Origin of the sequence: Marinobacter sp. AL4B (assembly GCF_019916045.1) — a bacterium.
GTDB lineage: Bacteria > Pseudomonadota > Gammaproteobacteria > Pseudomonadales > Oleiphilaceae > Marinobacter.
This window is the reverse complement of record NZ_JAILWZ010000013.1, coordinates 1,284,130-1,302,366: the sequence shown is the minus strand read 5'-3', so window position 1 is coordinate 1,302,366 and position 18,237 is coordinate 1,284,130. Positions and strand designations below refer to the sequence as shown.

18 protein-coding genes are annotated in these 18,237 nt (G+C 53.5%); 12 read left to right on the top strand and 6 right to left on the bottom strand.

The features are described 5' to 3' along the window. Positions 1–69: 69 nt before the first annotated feature. Positions 70–786 carry a ribonuclease PH gene (rph, locus tag K5L82_RS16285; protein WP_223134873.1) on the top strand — a complete coding sequence of 239 codons (717 nt, stop codon included), beginning with the start codon at positions 70–72 and terminating at the stop codon, positions 784–786. 150 nt (positions 787–936) lie between these two features. Here the strand turns inward: rph and K5L82_RS16280 are convergent, their stop codons facing one another. After that, positions 937–1,743: an exodeoxyribonuclease III gene (locus tag K5L82_RS16280; RefSeq protein ID WP_223134872.1), complete on the bottom strand. Its 807-nt coding sequence runs from the start codon at positions 1,741–1,743 to the stop codon at positions 937–939. An 80-nt stretch (positions 1,744–1,823) separates the two neighbouring features. Here K5L82_RS16280 and pyrE point away from each other — a divergent pair, with 80 nt between their 5' ends. Together pyrE and K5L82_RS16270 are read left to right on the top strand one after the other, a co-directional pair. Beyond that, on the top strand, positions 1,824–2,462 hold the full coding sequence (pyrE, locus tag K5L82_RS16275; protein ID WP_223134871.1) for an orotate phosphoribosyltransferase: 639 nt from the start codon (positions 1,824–1,826) through the stop codon (positions 2,460–2,462). 3 nt (positions 2,463–2,465) lie between these two features. Continuing rightward, complete coding sequence (locus K5L82_RS16270) at positions 2,466–3,131, top strand: DUF4124 domain-containing protein (RefSeq protein WP_223134870.1); 666 nt, start codon at positions 2,466–2,468, stop codon at positions 3,129–3,131. 86 nt (positions 3,132–3,217) lie between these two features. Here the strand turns inward: K5L82_RS16270 and K5L82_RS16265 are convergent, their stop codons facing one another. Beyond that, positions 3,218–3,619: a hypothetical protein gene (locus tag K5L82_RS16265; protein WP_133006611.1), complete on the bottom strand. Its 402-nt coding sequence runs from the start codon at positions 3,617–3,619 to the stop codon at positions 3,218–3,220. A gap of 268 nt (positions 3,620–3,887) precedes the next feature. Between K5L82_RS16265 and K5L82_RS16260 the strand changes: the two genes are divergently transcribed. Continuing rightward, positions 3,888–4,346, top strand: a complete 459-nt coding sequence (locus tag K5L82_RS16260; protein ID WP_223134869.1) for a fibronectin type III domain-containing protein — start codon at positions 3,888–3,890, stop codon at positions 4,344–4,346. A 24-nt stretch (positions 4,347–4,370) separates the two neighbouring features. Here the strand turns inward: K5L82_RS16260 and K5L82_RS16255 are convergent, their stop codons facing one another. After that, positions 4,371–4,709 carry a DUF2782 domain-containing protein gene (locus K5L82_RS16255; RefSeq protein ID WP_133007624.1) on the bottom strand — a complete coding sequence of 113 codons (339 nt, stop codon included), beginning with the start codon at positions 4,707–4,709 and terminating at the stop codon, positions 4,371–4,373. 104 nt (positions 4,710–4,813) lie between these two features. Between K5L82_RS16255 and polA the strand changes: the two genes are divergently transcribed. Continuing rightward, on the top strand, positions 4,814–7,540 hold the full coding sequence (polA, locus tag K5L82_RS16250) for a DNA polymerase I (RefSeq protein ID WP_223134868.1): 2,727 nt from the start codon (positions 4,814–4,816) through the stop codon (positions 7,538–7,540). A 63-nt stretch (positions 7,541–7,603) separates the two neighbouring features. On the opposite strand, the gene K5L82_RS16245 is transcribed toward polA, so the two are convergent. From K5L82_RS16245 to K5L82_RS16235, 3 genes are all read right to left on the bottom strand, one after another. Then, positions 7,604–9,103: an OmpP1/FadL family transporter gene (locus K5L82_RS16245; RefSeq protein WP_223134867.1), complete on the bottom strand. Its 1,500-nt coding sequence runs from the start codon at positions 9,101–9,103 to the stop codon at positions 7,604–7,606. Between the two features lie 145 nt (positions 9,104–9,248). After that, positions 9,249–10,370 (bottom strand): PilT/PilU family type 4a pilus ATPase, encoded by a 1,122-nt coding sequence (locus K5L82_RS16240; RefSeq protein ID WP_133006615.1) that lies wholly within the window; start codon positions 10,368–10,370, stop codon positions 9,249–9,251. A 37-nt stretch (positions 10,371–10,407) separates the two neighbouring features. Then, the gene (locus tag K5L82_RS16235) at positions 10,408–11,442 is read right to left on the bottom strand and encodes a type IV pilus twitching motility protein PilT (protein ID WP_114334808.1); all 1,035 of its coding nucleotides are present in this window, start codon (positions 11,440–11,442) and stop codon (positions 10,408–10,410) included. A gap of 52 nt (positions 11,443–11,494) precedes the next feature. Here K5L82_RS16235 and K5L82_RS16230 point away from each other — a divergent pair, with 52 nt between their 5' ends. From K5L82_RS16230 to K5L82_RS16200, 7 genes are all read left to right on the top strand, one after another. After that, the gene (locus K5L82_RS16230) at positions 11,495–12,196 is read left to right on the top strand and encodes a YggS family pyridoxal phosphate-dependent enzyme (RefSeq protein WP_223134866.1); all 702 of its coding nucleotides are present in this window, start codon (positions 11,495–11,497) and stop codon (positions 12,194–12,196) included. Positions 12,197–12,271: 75 nt separating this feature from the next. Next, positions 12,272–13,105, top strand: a complete 834-nt coding sequence (gene proC / locus K5L82_RS16225) for a pyrroline-5-carboxylate reductase (protein WP_223134865.1) — start codon at positions 12,272–12,274, stop codon at positions 13,103–13,105. Positions 13,106–13,126: 21 nt separating this feature from the next. Continuing rightward, positions 13,127–13,711, top strand: coding sequence for a YggT family protein (locus K5L82_RS16220; protein ID WP_133006618.1), 585 nt, complete (start codon positions 13,127–13,129; stop codon positions 13,709–13,711). Between the two features lie 223 nt (positions 13,712–13,934). Further along, positions 13,935–15,899 carry a dynamin family protein gene (locus K5L82_RS16215; RefSeq protein ID WP_223134864.1) on the top strand — a complete coding sequence of 655 codons (1,965 nt, stop codon included), beginning with the start codon at positions 13,935–13,937 and terminating at the stop codon, positions 15,897–15,899. A gap of 141 nt (positions 15,900–16,040) precedes the next feature. After that, positions 16,041–17,189 (top strand): homoserine O-succinyltransferase MetX, encoded by a 1,149-nt coding sequence (locus tag K5L82_RS16210; RefSeq protein WP_133006620.1) that lies wholly within the window; start codon positions 16,041–16,043, stop codon positions 17,187–17,189. Beyond that, complete coding sequence (gene metW, locus K5L82_RS16205; protein WP_133006621.1) at positions 17,186–17,788, top strand: methionine biosynthesis protein MetW; 603 nt, start codon at positions 17,186–17,188, stop codon at positions 17,786–17,788. The genes K5L82_RS16210 and metW overlap by 4 nt, the downstream gene beginning before the upstream one ends. Next, on the top strand, positions 17,788–18,237 hold the full coding sequence (locus K5L82_RS16200; protein WP_223134863.1) for a DUF4426 domain-containing protein: 450 nt from the start codon (positions 17,788–17,790) through the stop codon (positions 18,235–18,237). The genes metW and K5L82_RS16200 overlap by 1 nt, the downstream gene beginning before the upstream one ends.

The following is an 18,237-nucleotide window of genomic DNA, read 5'->3' as shown; positions in this document are numbered from 1 at the left end:
ACTCGCCGCCCTTTCAAAACACCGACCGTCCGCTCGCCGGACATTCATCTTCAGAAAACAGGACACACTATGCGACCAAGTGGCAGAACGCCCGAGCAACCCAGAGACGTCCGGATCACCCGCAACTACACCCGCCACGCCGAAGGCTCTGTGCTGGTGGAGTTCGGAGACACAAAAGTGATCTGCACCGCCTCGGTGGAAAACAAAGTGCCGCCCTTCCTGCGCGGCGAAGGCAAAGGCTGGATTACCGCCGAATACGGCATGCTGCCCCGCTCCACCGGCAGCCGCATGGGCCGTGAAGCTGCCCGAGGAAAACAAGGTGGCCGAACCGTAGAAATACAGCGCCTGATCGGCCGCAGCCTGCGCGCCGCAGTCGACATGCAAGCTCTGGGTGAGCACACCATCACCATCGACTGCGACGTCATCCAAGCTGACGGCGGCACCCGCACCGCAGCTATCACTGGCGGTTGCGTAGCAATGGTAGACGCCCTGAACCACCTGGTAGAAACCAAACGCCTGAAAAAATCCCCGTTGAAGCAGATGATTGCTGCAATCTCTGTGGGCATTTACAAAGGCACACCGGTTGCGGACCTGGACTACCCGGAAGATTCAGAAGCCGAAACCGACATGAACGTCATCATGACCGACAAAGGCGGCTTCATCGAGATTCAGGGCACTGCGGAAGGCGCACCTTTCGAACAGACAGAACTGGACAGCATGCTTGGCTTGGCACGCACGGCTATCAACCAGTTGTTTGAAATCCAGAAAGAAGCTTTAGAAGGCTAAGCAAAAATTCTGGGGCAGCGTTTCGGTAAGCCTTCCCCAGAATTTCGTAGGCCATGGATGGCCGAAGAAAAGCGCACATGGATGTGCTAGTAGCGGTTCTGGGGAAGGCTTACCGAAACGGTGCCCTCTCCCGAAGCAAAATCTATCGGCTCAGAAACCAATCTCAATATCGTAATCCATCACCACCGGAGCGTGATCAGAGAAACGGCTACTGCCATCAATCCAACCATCGCTGATGGTCTTGCGAATCCCCGGTGTCAGCAACTGATAATCCACCCGAATCCCCGCCTTTTTGCGAGAACCTTCGGTTTGCTCTGGCCACCAAGTAAACTGATTACTCTGCTTATTGATCTCACGGAACGCATCAATACAGCCCATTTCATCAAACAAACGATCTAACCAAGCACGCTCATGCGGTAAAAAGCCGGAAAAATCGGTCTTATGATAAAGCGGACTGGCGTCTGTTACATGATGGGCAGACTGCAGATTGGCACAGAAAATAAACTGACGACGCTTACGCAAAGTCTTCTGCATATGCAGACCAAACGCATCGAGGAATTCGTCTTTGTGGTCCAGAACCGTCAGATCGTCATCGCCGGTCAGTTCTTCCTCGCGCCCTAACGCACATGGCGCCAGCACACAAGCCACAGAGACCTTATCGAAATCGGCCTGAATAAACCGACCTTCACGATCGGCCTGCTCACTAGCAAACCCGTACATGATCGCCTTGGGGAAGTGGCGGGTATAAATGCCGACCCCACCATGCTCATTCAGCTCACCATCAATGAAATAAGCCTCATAACCTTCTGGAATCAGATTTTTGTCTTCGACTTCATAGGCACGCATGCGGTGGTCTTGAACACACACCACATCGGCGTCCTGCTCTGCCAGCCAGTCAAAAAAGCCCTTCTCAACAGCCTGCTCCAGACCATTGACGCTAATGGATACTACGCGCATACGTGTTCCCTGATTCGGTTTCTGTGTATGATACCGGTTTTACACCTTATTTAAAGTCAAACTCCGCCAGAAGCCTTGTCATGCACGACTATCAGAAAAATTTTATCGAGTTTGCCATTCAACGAAATGTTCTTCGTTTTGGAGAATTCACCCTCAAATCCGGGCGCACCAGTCCTTACTTTTTTAATGCCGGACTGTTCAACACCGGAGACGATCTGCTGCAATTGAGCAAGGCTTACGCCGCTGCTATCGAGCGAAGTGGTTTGGATTATGACATCATTTTCGGACCCGCCTATAAGGGCATTCCGTTGGCAACGGTAACTGCCATGGCCCTTGCGACAGAAGGTAACAGCAAACCTTTTGCCTTTAATCGTAAAGAAAAGAAAGATCACGGCGAAGGTGGCAACATTGTAGGCGCCCCCCTACAAGGTAAAGTATTGATTGTTGATGACGTGATCACCGCAGGCACCGCCATTCGGGAATCCATCGACATAATTCGTGCTGCCGGGGCGGAACCTGCCGGTGTATTAATTGCTCTGGACCGTCAGGAAAGGGGCAACGGCGAGCTATCCGCCATTCAGGAAGTTGAGCAAGAGTTCGGCATCCCTGTAGTAAGCATCATTCGACTGGAACAAGTACTAGACTACATTAAGTCTAACCCCGATTTTTCCGGCCACGCCGAAAATGTAGCCATCTATCGGGACCGTTACGGAGTCTGATACATGCAACACCGCTTCACCAAAGCCCCGGTTCTTGCCGGTCTCATCACCTTGGGACTGCTAACCTCTGCTTCCCTGCAGGCGGGCATGTATCGCTATACCGACAACAACGGCCAACTGGTGATCAGCAACACCATCCCGCAGGAAGCCACCAAACGCGGCTACGAGATCATCAGTGACCGCGGGCGGGTCATTGAAACCATAGCTCCCGCCCCCACCGCCGAAGAACTCGCCGCCCGAGAGGCTGAAAAAGAGCGCAAACAGCAGCAAGAAGCCCAGCTAGAACAAGACCGCCTGCTTCTTAAACGCTTTAGTCATCCGGATCAGGCTGTACGGGCCATGCATCGGAAAGTACAGGAGCTGGAAGGCCTCATTTCCTTGAAGCGGGGCAACATTTCGGTGCTGACCAGCCAGCTCGACAACGAACAACGGCGAGCCGCCGAGATGGAAAGGGCCGGAAGAAACGTGCCTGACGCGACACTGAAAAAAATCTACCGGCTGGAAGGCCAGGTTCGCGATATCGAGCGAGAAATTGCGGCTCAGCGGCTGGAAATTGATGCGGTTGCCAAACGCTTTCTATCCGATATCGAACGACTTGAAGCAATCACCGGCTCAGAGCGCACCTTGCCACTGAACGATGCAGAAGCAGAAGCCGCCGGCTCCGAGTAATACTCGCTTGCATTCCGGCAGGTCAGAAAGCACAAAAAAGGCGCTCACGTGGAGCGCCTTTTTCACTACTGCAATAACCTAAATGATTAGGCAGAAGCAGCGGTTTTCTTCTTAGCGGCAGTCTTCTTCGCCGGCTTCTTGCTGGCTACAGACTTCTTAGCATCTTCAGCAGTTTCAGCAACGTCTTCCGCAGCTTCTGCTACAGCGTCAGCGCCTTCAGCGGCTTCTTTCTCAAGCTTGGCAACCAGCTCGGCAGCGAAATCGCCAAAACGGGTGTTCAGGCTGCGCAGCTGATTGAACAAAGTGTCGGAGTAACCGTTATAGCGCTCGCGCAGAGTCTGAACGGTGTATTCACGAACTTCAGCTTCCAGCTTCTCAGCATAATCGAAAGGCTTGGCTGCCAGCTTCTTCTGCTGCTCTTCTGCAGTACTGATGCCCTTTTCAACGATGTCCTGGAGCTGCTCTTGATAAGATTTAAGTTTACCCATAATAACTCTCCTTGAGTTGGTCTCTTTCGGCCTGGAACCGGAAACCCCGGTGGCCTTTAGTAGATTTCACCTCACAAGTTACGGATAAAAATTAGAATGTTCATACTAAAAATGATTACCCCGTCTTTACCAAATTGTCACTTGATCACTTTTTCACCGCAGGCATAATTGCCCACAGTTTTTTCCGGCCCGTCTCCCTGTCGTATTCAGGCTCCATACAAACTGTATCAAAGGGGCATCTCTAACAGGCCCCGTATGCGAGTGAATCATGAAGTTATTGCCAACCCCGGTGCATGCGCCTTTGCGTGCCACCTCCGCACTGACATTGATGCTAGGTGCTTCGATTCTAACGGGCTGCCAGGACGGCGGCGGAAATTCCGATCCAACGACCGAAACCGCATACCAGGCCACAGATTCTGGGGTAAAGCAGCCATTCGAGAATCAAGGCACAGAAAACACAATGCAGCCTAAAACGCTGGTCTGGAGTGCGCCACTGACCCGCGAAGACGGATCCTCGCTGGCTCTGGGGCAAATTGCAGAATACAAAATCTACTATCGTTTGAAGTACAAAGACCGATTCAACGTGATCCCGATTACCGACACCAGCAACACCAGATACCCACTCAAAGGGCTTCCCCCCGGCGCTTACGAGTTCGCCATAACCACAGTAGACGCTGAGGGTTTGGAAAGCCGCCGCTCAGAGTCGGTGGAAATTAACCTGATTTAAGCGACGCGAAAAGGAAACGAATCGCTACCAGCGGAACAGCACCCAGCTGGGGACAAGGAGGTCCGAATCCGTGTCCTGCACCCAGCCACCACCATCGGCAGGCACCAAGTAATACTCTGGCCCGACCTCGGGCACCACTTTGATCTCCATAAGCTGCCCATTTACCCGGTATTCATAGAATACTTCGCCATCACCCGGACGAATCACAATCTCGGTGCCGCCGCCAGGAGGCTGGTAGTCTGTGATCACCAGCGGCTCTTTTGGTGTTTCCACCGGCGTAGTATCCAAAGCCCCGTCATCCTGAGCCATCAACGGCGCAGAGAAACAGCCCAACAACAGGGCGGAACAGGCGATTCGCTTCATTTTCATGGTACCCTCTGACTCATCATTCAGGCTTTGAACAACACTCTCTCTAAGAGTTGCACAAGCCAACCCACGCTTCAATCAGAATCCGGATTTGCATCGACATGACTGAGAAAAAGACTCCGCCCGTGGTTCTGGTAGACGGTTCGTCCTATTTGTTCCGTGCCTACCATGCGCTCCCGCCACTAACCACCAGCAAGAACCACCCCACCGGTGCCATCAAAGGCGTGGTCAGCATGCTACGCCGACTGGATCAGGACTTTCCGGAATCCAAGGTTGTGGTGGTGTTTGATGCCAAAGGCAAAACCTTCCGTCACGAGATGTACGAAGAGTACAAAGCCAATCGTCCACCCATGCCCGAAGACCTGGCCATCCAGATTGAACCCATTCACGAAATCGTTAAGGCCATGGGGCTTCCACTTTTGATCGTGCCCGGTGTCGAGGCCGACGACGTCATCGGCACATTGGCCCATGAGGCCACTCACAAAGGCATTGATGTGGTGGTGTCCACCGGCGATAAAGACATGGCCCAACTGGTGAGCGACCACGTTACCCTGATCAACACCATGACCGAAACGGCCATGGACCGCGACGGCGTGATCGAGAAATTTGGCGTAACGCCGGAGCAAATCATCGATTACCTGGCACTGGTTGGCGATAAAGTAGACAACATTCCGGGCGTTAACAAATGCGGCCCGAAAACCGCGGTCAAATGGCTGCAGTCTTATAACGATCTGGAAAACCTGATCGACCACGCCAGCGAGATCAAAGGCAAGATCGGCGAATATCTGCGGGAAGCCATCGACACCCTGCCCTTGAGCCGTGATTTGGCCACCATCCGACTGGACGTGGAACTGGAATTTGGTCTGGAAGATTTAAAAGACCGCGAACAGAACCACGATGCACTGCTGGAACTGTTCAAGGAATACGAATTCAGGGGTTGGATTACCCAACTGGAGAGCCGCGATACGGAACAACCAGACACAGGCTCTGCCCCTGAAGAGCCCAAACAAGCCATTGAAAAGACTTATTCGGTGATCACCGAGCAAAGCGAATTCGATACCTGGCTCAAACGCTTGGAAGCCGCGGATCAGTTTGCCTTCGACACCGAAACCACCAGCTTGCGCTACATGGATGCCGAAATCGTCGGCGTCTCGTTCGCCATTGAACCCGGCGAAGCGGCTTACGTGCCCGTTGGCCACGACTACATGGGCGCGCCCGACCAACTGGACAGGGACGAAGTACTGGCCCAGCTTAAACCGCTTTTGGAGAACCCAAAGCAAGCGAAGATCGGCCAGAACCTGAAGTACGACAAAAACGTACTGGCTAACCACGGCATTCATCTCGACGGTATCAGCGACGATACCATGGTGGAGTCGTACGTGCTTAACTCCGTAGCCTCTCGCCACGACATGGACAGTCTCGCCAAAGCCTATTTGGACGAAGATACAGTTAGCTTTGAATCCATCGCGGGCAAAGGTGCCAAGCAGCTGACCTTCAATCAGATCGATTTGGAGAAAGCCGGCCCTTACGCTGCCGAAGACGCAGACATCACTCTACGCCTGCACCACGCCCTAAGCCCCAAGCTCAAAGAAACAGGCAAGCTAGCATCCGTGTATCGGGATATCGACCTGCCTTTGGTGCCGGTACTGTCCCGCATGGAACAACGAGGCACGCTGATCAGCGCCAGTACGCTGCGACAGCATAGCCAAGAGCTGGCCGAACGCATGGCAGAGCTTGAGAAAGAAGCCCACGAAGTTGCCGGTGAGGCGTTCAATCTGGGCTCCCCTAAACAGCTGCAGGCTATTCTGTACGATAAACTGGGACTGCGGGTGATCAAGAAAACCCCGAAAGGTGCACCCTCGACCGCAGAGCCCGTGCTACAAGAGCTCGCTCACGACCACGAACTACCCCGGCTGATCGTGGAACATCGTAGCCTTAGCAAGCTTAAGTCTACTTATACCGATACCTTGCCAGAGCTTATCCATCACCGCACTGGCCGAGTGCATACCTCGTACCATCAGGCCGTGACGGCTACAGGGCGACTTTCATCGTCTGAACCGAACTTGCAGAACATTCCTATTCGAACCCAGGAAGGCCGCCGGATTCGTCAAGCATTCATCGCGCCAGAAGGCTACAAACTGCTGGCAGCGGACTATTCCCAGATTGAACTGCGCATCATGGCGCACTTGTCTGGAGACAAAGGCCTACTGAAAGCCTTCGAGCACGGCGAAGATATCCATAAGGCGACAGCCGCAGAAGTATTCGGGGTAAGCCTGATCGAAGTCTCCTCCGACCAGCGCCGCAGCGCTAAAGCCATTAATTTCGGATTGATCTACGGCATGTCCGCTTTTGGGTTAGCCCGACAGCTGGGGGTTGAGCGGAAAGTCGCACAGGAATACATCGACCGCTACTTCGAGCGTTACCCGGGCGTGCTGCGCTACATGGACAATATCCGCAAACAGGCCCACGAAGACGGCTATGTTGAAACGCTGTATGGACGCCGTCTGTACCTGCCGGAGATCAATGCACGGAACAAACAGCTGCAACAGGCTGCCGAGCGCACTGCCATCAACGCCCCCATGCAAGGCACGGCCGCCGACATCATCAAGCGCGCGATGATTGATGTGGACCAATGGCTGTATGAAAACCACGCTGACGATGCTGTGATGACCATGCAGGTACACGACGAACTGATCATCGAAGTTCGCGAAGAAGCAGTGGATAAAGTTCGGGACGGTTTGGTCCAGCGCATGTCCGCGGCCGCCAAACTCGACGTACCGCTGCTTGTGGAGGCGGGTGTTGGTGATAACTGGGACCAAGCCCACTAACAAAAAACGCCCGGTGAGCTTCCTCTACCGGGCGTTTTCTATTGCGGTTAGCTAAACGCTTTCTTAGAACGCTTTGCTGACCTCGATCGCAGCACTCCAGGCGCTGAGCTCGTATTCGCCAGTGTAGTTGGATGCTCCTGCATTCGGGTCTTTCTGAGCGGGCGCGTCGTGCTGGTACTGAAACTCATTAACCTTCACGTCGTCAGCGAAAATCAGCGTTCCAACTGCTGCATCAACAGTCCAGCCACTCGCTACATCATTCCACTGCGCACCCAGCGTTAGCCAATGACGGTCTTCAGATGGAATACGTGCCGTCACGAACTGATCCACAGGCGACTCATCAAACGCGTAACCTGCCTTGAAAGCCCATTCTGGAGTGGCTTGCCAGATACCACCTACGTTGAACTGCCAAGTGTTTTTCCACTTTTCGGTGATGTGGGTGATGGGCGTATCGCCTGTGCGGCCGGTCGCGCTTGAAACGTCACCATTCGCGCCTTCTCTGGAGTTAATATCCAGTTCTTCGAAGCGCCCCCAACGAGCGTATGTAGCTCCCCCCAGCACCGTCACAGAGTCAGTCAATTGGTGTCTTGCGCCAACGGTGATGCTCTCTGGAATTGCCAACGGCACGGTTACGTCTTCAGACAGTGTCGTAGGTGAAACTCCACCCTGCCCATCGCGAACCGGGAATTTGGTGATTTTAACGTCACCATCCAGATTGAATTCAGTGCCAGTTTGGGCAGACAAGCCAAACTGAGTACGCTCATTCATCTCATATAAGAAGCCCACGCGAAAGTTTACTGCTACATCGTCACCTTCTATATCGGCATAGGGAGTGCCGTACGCTTGCTCGTATCCATCAGCTTGGGCACTAGCTCCAGCTTGAATCGCGGCCAGCGTGCTTGGAGGGAGCATCGATGGGTCTGATACACCAGCCTGCGCCATGGCCTGAGCTATACCTGCCTGTAGAAAGCCGCCCCGAACATCTTGAAACTTGGTTAAGCGCCCTTCGGCATACATTATATTAACGCCGAGGCCCATCGACAGACCTTTCCCATTGTTTAGGGCGATGGAAGGAGAGAAGGATATTGCCGTTAGCTCTGTTTTATCTGCAAAGTAGCGGCCAACAAAGTCGTCATCATAATCAGCTGCCAGGCCATACGGAGCATGAATCCCGAAACCCACATCGATGGAATCGTTCACTTCATGAGTCAAATAGAAGTTTGGCAACACCGCCAAATCAGCGATATCCCCACCCTTGGAGCCTTGTACGTCTTCACCGAAAAAGTTTCTAGCAGAGGCACTTTTCGCCTCAGCATCAATATCCAAAAGCGCCGCACCGAAAGAAATATTGGTGCCAGACAGCTGACTCATACCGGCTGGGTTGAAGAAAACCGTTGTTGCGTTTTCGGGGTTGGCAGCGGCGCCGGCGTTGGCTACGCCCATCTGGCTGGCGCTTTGTTCGTTCAATGAAAAACCACCGGCCATAACGGTTGCGGGGGCAGCAACAGCGGCCAAAGAGGCCAAACGAATGGCCTTCACGAGTACGTTGGCATTCTTATGCATGGTGTCTCCTTATTAGTTTGCGCGGAGTATACGCAGCAGTGGGTTATGGCCTCAAATGCCAAAACTACTTATTTGCAAAGCTAATCGTTTCTGCCACGTTTAAAACGCAAAAAGCCCCCAGTAGGGGGCTTTTTGCCAGAGAGATTCAGTCGTCTTGAATGGTCAGCTTATCAACCGACGACGATAAACTGTCGGCTCCCTTTGCATCGCTGCCAAGCTTGATCATCAAACGCAAATCGTTGGCCGAATCCGCATGGGCCAGGGCGTCTTCGTAGGTGATTGAGCCTTCAGAATAAAGCTTGTACAACGCCTGATCGAACGTCTGCATGCCACTTTCGTTCGATTTCGACATCAGCTCTTTAAGTTTGTGTACTTCGCCTTTGCGAATCATGTCGGCCACCAGAGGCGTATTGATCAACACCTCAATAACCGCTTTTCGGCCTTTACCGTCCGGTGTTGGCACCAACTGTTGGGCTACGATGGCTTTCAGATTCAGCGACAAGTCCATCCAAATCTGGTTGTGCTGTTCCGGCGGGAAGAACTGAATAATCCGGTCCAGTGCCTGGTTAGCATTATTCGCGTGCAAAGTTGCCAGACAGAGGTGGCCAGTTTCAGCGAACTGTACCGAATACTCCATCGTCTGACGGGTTCGCACCTCACCAATTAATATGACATCCGGAGCCTGCCGCAGGGTATTCTTCAGCGCCACGTCAAAACTTTCAGTATCTATGCCCACTTCACGTTGAGTGACGATACAGCCTTGGTGTTGATGTATAAATTCAATCGGGTCTTCAATGGAAATAATATGCCCGCGACTATTCCGATTACGATGCCCTAGCATGGCAGCCAAAGAGGTGGACTTACCTGTACCGGTAGCGCCTACAAACATGATCAGCCCACGCTTGGTCATGGCCAGGTCTTTAATCACTTCCGGCAATGAAAGCTCATCAATTTGCGGGATTTTCACTTCAATGCGTCGCAACACCATGCCGCATAGGTTGCGCTGGAAAAACGCACTCACCCGGAAACGCCCGATGCCTCGGGCGCTGATGGCAAAGTTACACTCATGGCTTTCGTCGAACTCAGCGCGTTGTTTGTCATTCATCGCGCCATAGACGAATTCTCGAGTCTGTTCCGGCGTCAACGCATTTTTAGTGACGGGCAACACCTTGCCATTCACTTTCATGCTAGGCGGAACACCTGCGGTGATAAAAAGGTCCGAACCGCCTTTTTCCACCATTAGCCGCAACAGCTTTTCAAATTCCATTTTTCATACCTATTGGTTTCGATATCGTTGCTAACACTCAAAAATTATCCGGAATTTTCGCCTTCATACGGGCATCTTCTCTGGAAATCAGCCCTTTTCTGAGCAAGCCTTCCAGACACTGATCCAGTGTTTGCATACCCAGGGAGCCACCGGTCTGGATAGACGAGTACATCTGCGCGATCTTATCTTCACGGATAAGGTTCCGAATAGCCGGGGTACCAATCATGATTTCGTGTGCCGCAATTCGGCCACCGCCCATCTTCTTCATCAGAGTCTGAGAAACAACCGCTTGCAGCGATTCGGACAGCATCGACCGAACCATTGATTTTTCCTCCGCCGGGAAGACGTCTACCACCCGGTCGATGGTCTTTGCGGCTGAGGTGGTGTGCAACGTGCCAAACACCAAGTGACCGGTTTCAGCCGCGGTCAGTGCCAAACGAATGGTTTCGAGATCTCGAAGCTCACCCACCAAGATGATGTCTGGATCTTCCCGCAAGGCGGAGCGCAGGGCTTCGTTAAACCCAAGGGTATCCCGATGGACTTCCCGCTGATTCACGAGACATTTTTTGGATTCGTGCACGAACTCGATGGGGTCTTCAATGGTCAGAACATGCTCGTAGCGGGTATCGTTGATGTAGTCCATCATCGCCGCCAGCGTGGTCGATTTACCCGAACCGGTTGGCCCCGTCACCAACACAAGGCCCCGCGGCACAGAAGCGATATCCTTGAAAACCTGACCCATGCCCAAATCTTCCATGGTCAGTACTTTCGATGGGATGGTCCGGAACACGGCACCAGCACCACGGTTCTGGTTGAAGGCGTTGACCCGGAAACGAGCGACCCCTGGAACTTCGAACGAGAAGTCGGTTTCCAGAAATTCTTCGTAGTCCTTGCGCTGCTTGTCGTTCATGATGTCGTAAATCAACCCGTGCACTTCTTTGTGCTCCATCGGAGGCAGGTTGATCCGGCGTACATCGCCGTCGACACGAATCATGGGGGGCAGGCCTGCTGAAAGATGCAAATCCGACGCACCTTGTTTGGCCGAAAAGGCAAGCAGTTCAGTAATATCCATAGGGATCCTCGGAAGGCTTTTTCTTTTAATACAGACGCGGCAAACTCACACTATGAGCAGCATAGCAGACAACATCAGAAGCGTAACCCGACGCATACAAAAAGCAACACACCAGGCGGGTCGCAAGCCCGACAGTGTGCGGTTGTTGGCAGTTAGCAAGACTCGGCCACCGGAAGATATTCGTGCAGCGGCACAGGCTGGCCAAACCGCATTCGGCGAAAACTATCTGCAGGAAGCGTTGGACAAGATTGAAGTGCTTAAGGATCTGGCTGATATTGAATGGCATTTCATCGGCCCGATTCAGTCCAACAAAACCCGGCAAATCGCCGAAGCCTTCTCTTGGGTACACAGCGTTGATCGCCTGAAAATTGCTCGCCGGCTCAGCGAACAGCGTCCGGATGGCCTCGGCCCGCTGAACATCTGCTTGCAGGTAAACGTCAACGCTGAAGAAAGTAAATCCGGCTGTTTGTTAACTGAGCTACCGGAACTTGCCGCTACCATCAGCGAACTGCCCCACCTGACTCTACGAGGGTTAATGGCGATTCCGGATCCGAGCCAGAGCGAAGCCGATTTAAAGCAGAGCTTTCAGAAACTGGCCAACGCACTAACCCAACTCCACCAAACTCTACCCGGCGCGCAGCAGCTCGACACGCTATCGATGGGTATGTCGAGCGACCTGGAACCGGCTATCGGAGAAGGTGCAACCTGGGTTCGAGTTGGCTCTGCCCTGTTTGGAGCTCGCCCGGCCAAATAGTGCCTAAGCCGAATCCATGCGTTCCTGTTATCATCAGGAACATACCATTTACTGAGCAAGCACTTGGAGCGAACCTTGAGCAAATCACCCGTCATCTCGTTTATCGGCGCAGGCAATATGGCCAGCGCCATTATTGGAGGCATGCTGGACAACCGCTTCGAAGCCAGCAATGTTTGGGTCAGCGCGCCCGACGACAGCCACCTACAAGCTGTTCGCAACCAATTTGGCGTAAGCGTTAGCACAAACAACCGCTACTGCGTGGAACAGGCCGACATCGTTGTTCTTGCGGTAAAGCCCCAAGTAATGGCCGACGTGTGCCGGGACATTGCACCGGTTGTGCAAAACACCCGCCCGCTGATTGTTTCCATTGCGGCAGGGTTGACCGCAGACACTATCGAACAATGGCTCGGCGGCGGGCTGCCGATGGTTCGCGTGATGCCGAATACACCATCGCTGGTCGGTAAAGGGGCGGCTGGCTTGTTTGCCAACGACCAGGTGTCGGACGAACAAAAAACCATGGTACAAACCGTATTCGAAAGCATCGGTACCGCGCTTTGGGTTGAGGACGAAAACCTGCTGCACGGCGTAACCGCCCTTTCCGGCAGTGGCCCGGCTTATTTCTTTTTGATACTGGAAGCACTGGAAAGTGCTGCTACGGATGCTGGCGTGGAACCCGCCACCGCTCGTAAACTGGCGATCCAAACCATGGCGGGCGCGGCTGAAATGGCTGCACGCAGCGAACATGACCCAGCCCAACTTAAGCGCAATGTTATGTCCCCGGGGGGCACCACCGAGCGGGCGATTAACACGTTTGAAGACGGCGGCATGCGTAAATTGGTGAAAAAAGCTTATGATGCCGCTTTCACTCGCTCTGAAGAGATGGCAAAAGAGCTGGCAGACAAACAGTAACCGTTACGGAGACACAGCTACATGCTGGCAGACATACTAATCACGATCCTGATGATTGCATCCACCTTTTACATGTCGGTGGTGCTGCTTCGATTCCTTCTACAACTGGCACGGGCCGATTTCTACAATCCGATTTCCCAGTTCGTAGTGAAAGTCACCAATCCGCCATTACGGCCGCTGCGCAAAATCATCCCGGGTTGGGGTGGCATCGATGGAGCAGCACTGGTGCTGGCCGTCTTGATTCAAGCCATCACCTTCTTTTTCATGTTGCTGATTTACAACTCGGGGATGCCCGCCTTCAACCCCCTCACTTTGCTGGTATGGGGCGCCTTGAATGTTCTCAGCCTGATCGTAAAGATTTACTTTTGGTCGGTCATCGCCGTCGTGGTGGTTAGCTGGATCGCGCCTCAAAGCGGACACCCGGCAATTCAACTGGTTGCACAGATCACCGAACCGGTCATGCGCCCTGTCCGCAACATCATGCCTTCCATGGGCGGGCTCGATTTATCGCCGATTATCGTGTTCCTGATTCTGAATGTGTTGGATGTGGTGTTAAACCATATGAAGATTGCTGCTGGCATGGGATTTCTTGGCGCGGGCATGTAACCTGCATCACAAATATACATATCGTTACATAATACCAAGACTTTAAACTTCAAAAGGCCGACCTATCAACTCTTTGATAAGTCGGCCTTTTTTTCTTTTATTTTGCACCAACCCGTTACAACGGTTAAAAGCGGCCATACCACAGCTGGATAATAGGGCTATTATTGCCGACATTTAATTTGGGACGAACAGCCTCCCAAACGTCGCGCCAAAGGATGACCTCATGAGCCAGCAGGGAACACTGTCGCAGCAGGTGGAAGCCTACCACGACTGGAAGAAAGATCTGATACGCCAGATTGGCCGATACCGGTTGTGGCTTCAGGACAACAATCTTTTTTCAGAAGACATCAGCACCCGCATCCGTCACGGGTTGGAGCTTCTGATTGAGGATGAGCTGACCATCGCTTTCGTTGGTGAGTATTCCCGCGGCAAAACCGAACTGATTAACGCACTGTTTTTTGCCAGCTACGGACAGCGGATGCTGCCCTCCGAGGCTGGCCGCACCACCATGTGCCCCACGGAATTGTTCTTCGACCGTACCAGCAATGAGAGCTATCTCATGCTGCTTCCGATCGAAACACGCACCGGAGAGCTTTCTCTTCAGCAACAGCGCAAACGGCCTGAAAACTGGGTTCGACACGAATTGGCCGAAGACAATCCAACGGTGATGCGTGAAGTACTCTCCGAAGTAGCCCGAGTGAAAAGCGTCTCTATCGGTGAAGCTCGAAAGCTAGGGTTTGATGAAGACATGCTGGAATCAGACCCGCGGCTTTCGGGCAATGTACTGGTACCGGCCTGGCGAAACGCCCAAATCAGTATTCGTCATCCCCTGTTCGAACGTGGTCTGCGCATCCTCGACACGCCGGGATTGAACGCTTTAGGTTCAGAACCCGAACTGACCATGAGCATGCTGCCACGTGCTCATGCTGTGATTTTTGTTCTGGGTGCAGACACCGGCGTTACCGCCAGCGACATGACCATCTGGAAAGAACACATCAACACGGACCATGCTGACCATCGCGCCGGCCGCTTTGCCGTGCTGAATAAAGTTGATGTGTTATGGGACGATATTCAGGGTGAAATCCACACCAACGATTCCATCGAACGCGTGCGCACTTACACCGCCGAGCACCTCGGCATGAATCAGCACGATGTGCTTCCGCTGTCAGCCAAGCAAGGCTTGCTGGCGAGGGTACGAAACGATTCAGACCTATTCAAACGCTCGAATCTCGGGTTGCTGGAAAAGTTGATTGTTCAGCGCATCCTGACCCACAAAGAGCAACTAATTACTCAGCACCTTATCAGCGATCTTTTGGGCATGCTGCAAAACAGCCAGGCTGCGATGCAGTACCGGCTTAAATCGCTGGAAGAAGAACACGCGGCCTGCTCCGGCTCTGCACTGGATAAGCCCGCACTCGCCCGGCTGGCAGAACGGGCACAGAAAGACTACGACTTCTATTATAAAAAACTGATCACTTTGCGCTCATCACGTCGTTTGATGGATTCCCAAGGCGAGATATTAAACAACTTGGTCAGCGAAAAGCGCTTCGAAGCCCATGCTGAGAAAGTGCGTGAGATCATGATGAAAAGCTGGTCCACCGCCGGCATGGTTCGCGCGATGGATCACTTCTTCGAATTGCTGGAAATTGATCTGAGCAACCTGCTTTCCGAGGGCCAATTGGCCGAGAAAATGGTCGGCTCGATTTACCGACGCTATAACGAAGATTCTCGCGCCAGGCACTTGGAACCTATCCCACTAAGGGCCGGGCGCCATGTTATCGCCATCCGCGAGTTACGCAAAAAAGCACGTCGCTTCCGCATCAGCCCCAAGAATTTAATGTCCGAGCAATCGATGCTCATTCGCCGGTTCTTCAATGTGATGGTTAGCGAAGCCCGCACACTGCACTGCCGAGCCAGATCCGACGTTGCGCGCTGGCCACACGAAGCCTTACTGCCAATTATTCAGTACTCGATGGAGCAAAAGCAGCTGCTAGAGCATCAAATCAGCCGGCTAAGAGATCTTGTGCGAAACGACCGCGACAGCCGTGCCGAACGGGTGCGTTTGCAGCACGCCATCGCTGACCTGCGCAAACAACTCGAATTGGCCGACAACATGGTCCGCCACATTCGCAAGCCTGCACCGACCATGATCCAGCAAAAAGTCGTCAACATTTACGGCTCAGCCTGATCCCCAAGTTGCTGCAGCCGGTACGCGCCGGTTGCAGCAACCACCCCCCCGCCTTTAAACTGCTCTATCGGCGCCAGTTTCTGCGCCACCTCAGGCCTATTGCCTGACTCATGTGGACTGGATCAGGATATCAACACGCTCATGCCCGACTCCCTGCCTACGGATTCCGTGGGCCTAGTTAGCCCGCAAACCATTCATTTCGACTCCCCCATCGAACTGGCCTGTGGTCAATCTTTGGAAAGCTATGATTTGGTCGTGGAAACCTACGGCACCCTAAATGCCGAAGCCAGCAACGCGGTTCTCATTTGCCACGCACTTAGTGGTCATCACCACGCCGCCGGTTATCACTCCTATGATGATAAAAAGCCCGGGTGGTGGGACAGCTGTATAGGCCCGGGTAAACCGATCGATACCAACCGTTTTTTTGTGGTTTGCCTGAACAACCTCGGCGGTTGTCACGGAAGCAGCGGCCCCAGCTCAATCAACCCCGGTACAGGCAAGCTTTACGGGCCGGACTTCCCCGTCATCACCGTTGCCGATTGGGTAAAAAGTCAGGCCAGACTGGCTGACCGCCTCGGCATTCAACAGTGGGCTGCGGTTGTTGGCGGCTCGCTTGGGGGCATGCAAGCGCTCCAATGGAGCCTGGACTATCCTGATCGCCTTCGACACTCGGTGATCGTCGCCTCTACACCGCGACTGACCGCTCAGAACATCGCGTTTAACGAAGTTGCCCGCCAGGCCATCACATCTGACACCGATTTTCATGAAGGCCGTTATGATGAGGCCAGCACTCTACCCCGGCGCGGTTTGATGCTGGCTCGCATGGTCGGGCACATCACTTATCTGTCGGATGCGGCTATGGGCGAGAAGTTCGGTCGTGAACTGCGTGAAGAGGCGTTCAAATTTGGATACGACGCCGAATTTCAGGTTGAAAGTTACCTGCGCTATCAAGGCGAACGCTTCTCCGAAACCTTCGACGCGAACACTTACCTCCTAATGACCCGCGCTCTGGACTATTTTGACCCCGCTTACGAATTCGGCGGTGATCTGTCCAAAGCGCTTGCGCCGGCTAAATGCGAATATCTGGTGCTGTCGTTCAGCACGGACTGGCGCTTCTCGCCGGCCCGCTCTGAGGAAATGGTGAATGCCATGATTTCCGCTCGCAAGAAAGTCAGTTACGCCGAAATCGATGCGCCTTGGGGCCACGATGCGTTCCTGATCCCAACCCCGCGATACACCAACGCGTTCACAGCGTACATGGACCGGGTAGCACGGGAGGTGGGCGCATGAGAGCCGACTTAGAAATCATTCAGCAATGGGTAGAACCCGGCCACCACGTACTCGACCTGGGTTGCGGCGACGGCACTCTGCTCCAATATTTGCAGCACGAACGCAATGCCACCGGCTTCGGTCTAGAGATCAACCCAGACCACATCACCACGTGCATGGGCAAAGGCGTGTCGGTGATCGAGCAGAACCTGGACACTCAAGGCCTGGACAACTTCGATGACGGCATGTTCGATATCGTGCTGATGACCCAGGCCCTGCAAGCCGTGCGCAGGCCCGACAAAGTGATCGACGAGATGTTGCGGCTTGGCCGCGAAGGCATTGTCACCTTCCCTAACTTTGCTCACTGGCGCTTGCGCTGGGGCTTGGCTCTTAGCGGCCGCATGCCGGAATCAGACGCTTTGCCGTATAAATGGTACAACACCCCTAACATCCGCCTGTGCACCTTCAAAGACTTTGAAGCCTTGTGCCGGCAGAAAGGGGTAAAAATTAAAAGCCGCCGAGTCGTCGACGGCCAACATCAAAACAGCTGGCTGGCCCGTGCGTGGCCAAACCTGCTGGGCGAGATTGCGATTTACCGAATCACACGGGAGAACACCTGATGATCATTCGTTCTGTCACCCGCTTTATAGCCCTCACCTTTGGCCTGCTTCTATTGACCAGCCACGGTCAGGCCGGTGAAAAAGATTTTGGCGATTATCAGCTGCACTGGAGTGTTTTCCCCAGCACCATGCTGACCCCGGAAGTTGCCAAAGCCAACAACCTGCAACGCAGTAAAAGCATCGGCGTGGTGAATATTTCCATCATGACCGACAACGAACACGGTCAACCACAACCGCTAGGTGGGCAGGTAGAAGGGCAAGTAGCTAACGACATCCAACAGGTTAAGTTTTTGGCCTTCCGCCGAATTCAGGAGGGCGATGCGGTTTACTTCATCGCCCAATATCAATATCGCCCGGCGGAATTGATGACCTTCAACATTACGGCACGACCCACGGGCTATCCCCAAGGCCTGAAAGTGCGCTTCGCCCACTCCTTGTTTAACGACTAG